This window comes from Candidatus Hydrogenedentota bacterium (genome assembly GCA_019695095.1).
In the GTDB taxonomy this organism is placed as follows: Bacteria; Hydrogenedentota; Hydrogenedentia; order Hydrogenedentales; family SLHB01; genus JAIBAQ01.
In genome coordinates this window covers 1-3,923 of record JAIBAQ010000328.1, presented here as the reverse complement: position 1 = coordinate 3,923, position 3,923 = coordinate 1, and the positions used below count along the sequence as shown (strand labels likewise).

At 57.7% G+C, this 3,923-nt stretch carries 3 protein-coding genes; 1 reads left to right on the top strand and 2 read right to left on the bottom strand.

Annotated elements, in window-relative coordinates:
- The coding region (locus tag K1Y02_25775; protein MBX7259790.1) for a hypothetical protein at window positions 1-438 on the bottom strand (438 nt) is incomplete at its 3' end.
- Entirely contained in the window at window positions 435-1,511 is a 1,077-nt protein-coding gene (locus K1Y02_25770) for a hypothetical protein (protein MBX7259789.1), read from the bottom strand. The genes K1Y02_25770 and K1Y02_25775, both read right to left, overlap by 4 nt.
- A gap of 311 nt (window positions 1,512-1,822) precedes the next feature.
- Here K1Y02_25770 and K1Y02_25765 point away from each other — a divergent pair.
- A partial coding sequence (locus K1Y02_25765) for a hypothetical protein (protein ID MBX7259788.1) occupies window positions 1,823-3,923 on the top strand: 2,101 nt, incomplete at its 3' end.

The window sequence follows — 3,923 nt, the reverse complement described above, 5'->3', positions numbered from 1 at the left end:
AGGAGTCTGCTTCAATGCATCGATAAGCGCGATTCCTTGAGCTTCCGAATCTACCGCATAGCCGAGGTAGAAGAAGGCTTCCTCAGTCAAAGCGGGTTCCAGTCTCATTACACGGTCTTTGTTGAGGTTGCCGAGAACGTATCCACGCAGGGCATCGTCAACCGGGCCTTCCGCGCTTCCCGCGAGAGCGAAACTCTGGGGTCGGGTATCAGGCGCATAGGCAAAGGATATTGTGGGATGCAGTTCAGGCCAAAGCCCATCGTGCCTCTGCGCATACGCCCATCCCGAAAGGGCTACCGTAGAGATGCGCCCGGCATCCTTGGAGGCTGCCTCCAACACGCGGCGCTTTTCTATGCCGGTCTGCAGGGTAAAGAGATAAACGGGCAGCAAGATCACAGCCGCCAGCGCCAGTGTCCCTTTGTATGCTCCCGCTTTCATGCGCGCACAATGATCCCAAGTTTATCGAGGAGCGCGGCAACCGCCGCCAAGGCCCCCAGAGGAAGAATCCCCACCAGGAAAGGCGCCGCAACAGGCCAGCGGATCAGGAACTCTTTGGGTATTAGATCTAGGTACATTTCGAGAAAGACGCCGCCGAGCACAAACATGACAAGCAAGTTCTTGCCCATGACGCTCAACAGCGGAAACCGCAGCCCCATCTGGCCGGACGAGTAGAATCCGATGATCAAAAGTCCAGCCATACCCACCGACAGCAACTGATGCGCAGCGGTCGCATCGTGGGGTTCAGGAGGCTGAATCCAGTCCAGGGCATACGCCGCAAACAGCGCAGCCCACGTGACAGGCACCATGCGTTTCTGAAAGCGAGTATAAGGGTCCCCTTCGTGGGCAAAACACCATTGTCCGAAACAGGTGCCCGCGATAGCCACTGCACAAAGGCCCATAACGCCAAAAGGAAAGTACATGAGGTGGAAGATGTTGTCGTCGCCGGTATCGTGGTCGAAGAAAGGGCACGCGAATAGCAGCGAGTGAATTACCGTCAAAGTGAGGGCGACCAGAATACGCCGATCCGCGTTTGGGCACAGCACAATACTCGCGAACCCTGCCAAGGAACCCAGCGCAAGCATCGTGAACGTGCTTTCGATAAGAAAGTCGTACCACATGGCTTTACCTTCGAGGAAGTAGTGCAGCACCACGCTTTCAAGGAATGCCAAGGCGTAGAGGGCTCCCACGCGTCGAGTGGCATACCAAAATGCACAACGGGAACCTCGCATCCGCAAACGTCTTGTGAACGCGTTGTATCCCACAAAGCCCATGAGGAACATGAATATCGCCTGCCCCGCATCGACAAGCGTGAACAAGGGTGGATATCCATTGAAGTACTGATAGCCGTGGTTGAGCATCGTCGGGCCGAGAGGTGGGTCGTCGGTGAGGACATTGCCCGAGTAGTAGTAGGTGGACATCGACACGATCAACATGATCACGACCAGACCGCGCGCCTGATCCAGCCAGTCGTAACGTTCGCGCGAGGGGCTTTCTGTATCGGATGTCACCATCGCGGACCCCTAAATTCTCCACCGGGAATCGGCTCGTACAATACGCCGGGTCTGGAGTGACTTCAATAATCCTCCAGGCAATCTGCCGGCAGCGAGAAGGCCTTAATTGAAAAATGGAGATGACAAGCAGGCCGAAGCTTGTACCTCCAATTCTGCCTGTGTACCATCGACTCTGCGCACAGCAACCGGGGCTTTGATTCTGTATTTCACCTACATCGTTGGCGTCATTTCCCAAGAGCAAGATGCCCTTAGTGTGTCGTTAAGCGAAATGCCGGAACTCGCTCCATCCAGGCAGTGCAAAGGAGTAGAGAATGATGGTTCAGTGTACGGTGAGATGCGCGGCATTGCTGGTTGGTTTCTCCGTGGTAGTGTGCATTGGCACGGCGCTGGCTGAGCCGCCAAATCCACGGATTTGGAATACCGAACCGGGCTTGTGGGACGCGGCGCAGGAAGCAACAATTGACCAACTGGTACCCGCAGGTGATCCACAGCCCGTGGGTACATGGGGAGGCGGAACGGCCCCCTATCTCGGCACGCAGGATCTGAAGATGTCCCTCTGGGGCCCTCCTTCTCAACTGACCCTCAGCGTGAGAAAGACGGACGTGTGGGATCGCCGCAGATACTTCGAACCTCCGCTGAAAGTTGACGCGCTAATCAAACAGATGGAGACGGCAACCGAGGGTTTAGGGAACGGAGACAATTACTATCGGGGCTGGGACGCTTATGACTTCCCATGTCCCAAGCCGGTCGGCCAGATTATCCTGCGATTTCCCGGTCTTGAAGGGGCCCAACAGCCGACCTTGACAACGCACTTCAAGAACGGGCTGCGGTCTGCCGTGATCGCAGTCGGTGACCGGAAGGCGGTCTTGTCGTACCTGCCCATGATGACGCGCGATATCGTGGCCGTGCGCGTCGACTGCCAAGGGTTGGACAAGCCGGTTTCGACGCGGCTATATCGCCATTGCGACACCGCCATTCGTGGCAAGTCCTATTCCGCTCATGGCGGACCTGAGCCGCAGCCTCTCGATGGTTACGACTATGCGAAGGACGCGGAAAATGGTCCGATGGATCCGCCAACAAGCGGCTCCGAGGACGGTGTGTTCTGGATTCGCCAGCAGTTCCCCGCAGAGAAGACGTTCCCCAACGGCTTCGAATACGTCATGGCGGGACTGCTTGTCGAGCCGCAGCAAGTCGCAATCGAGACCGTTGAGGGAGAGAAGGGTCTCGGCACACTACCCAGCTTGAATCCCGAGCAACAGAAAAAGGTTGACGAACAGGCCAACTTCTGGAAGATGCTTCCGACCTATCGCGCTATCCGCGAAGCGCCGGGAGCCGCGGCGACGGCTACGCTGTCCACGGCAAAGGTACAGGCGTTCACGCTTATTGTGGTCGTGGTGACCAGCGCGGAGGCGGCGGATCCTTTGAGCGAAGCCAGAAGGCAACTGCAGGAGGCGAAGAACATTGGCTTTGACGGGTTGCTAGAGGAGAATCGCGCATGGTTCAAAGCGTTGTACGACCGCCGCGAAAAGGGCCGCGTTTTCACAGGCAATCCCGACGACGCCCGTAAGCAGATTCCCGGCCTCTTCAACTCGTGGAAATGTCCGCACGGTGGGTTCTGTCTTCCGGACCCGGCGCACTACGAGGCCGACACGTCGTACGCGTATATGGAACAAGACTGGGCGCCGTGGCATGGACTGCCGTGCTACAACGAGCTCTATTTCACCAGCCTCCACGTGCAAAACCAATCGGAGCGGCTTGTGCAGTACTACAGCCTCGTGCCGTTCTGGCTGGAAGCCTGCAAGCAGAACGCCCGCGACGTGTTCGACCTGCCGGGCGCCGCGTTGCTCCACGGTTACTTGCCGCCCATCAAACCGGACGTCTACGCCCACACAACAACCGTCTGGGAATTCTGCATGGAGATACCGGCGCAGGTGCTCAAGGTCCTATGGGACCGATTCGATTACGGCGGCGACGAAGCATTCTTGGCCGACACGCTGTATCCCGCGTTACGCGAAACGGCCATCTTCTACCAGCACTACGCTAAGCTGGGAGAGGACGGCTATTACCATGTCATTCCAACGGTATCCGCCGAACACTGGGGGTGGACGCCCAAACTCGAGCGCAACAAGGATTCGACGTCGGCGCTGTGCATGTTCCGCTGGCTGTTGAATCGCACCGCTGAGGCGTCGGAACTGCTCGGACGCGACGCCGACTTGCGAAAACAATGGGTGGACGTGGCCAACCGGCTTGCTCCCTATCCGACGTACGACACACCTGAAGGCAAAGTGTGGACCGATGTGCCCGGTGTCGACCCGACGACTAACGATTACAACTGGTTTGCAGGCGTCACGCCGACCCTGCTTGCCGACGAGATTAACCTCGATTCGGACCCGAAGCAGATTGAGATGATGT

Excerpts from the sequence above, each read along its gene's own strand:
- K1Y02_25770 (MBX7259789.1), bottom strand. The coding sequence starts at position 1,511 with ATGGTGACATCCGATACAGAAAGCCCCTCGCGCGAACGTTACGACTGG.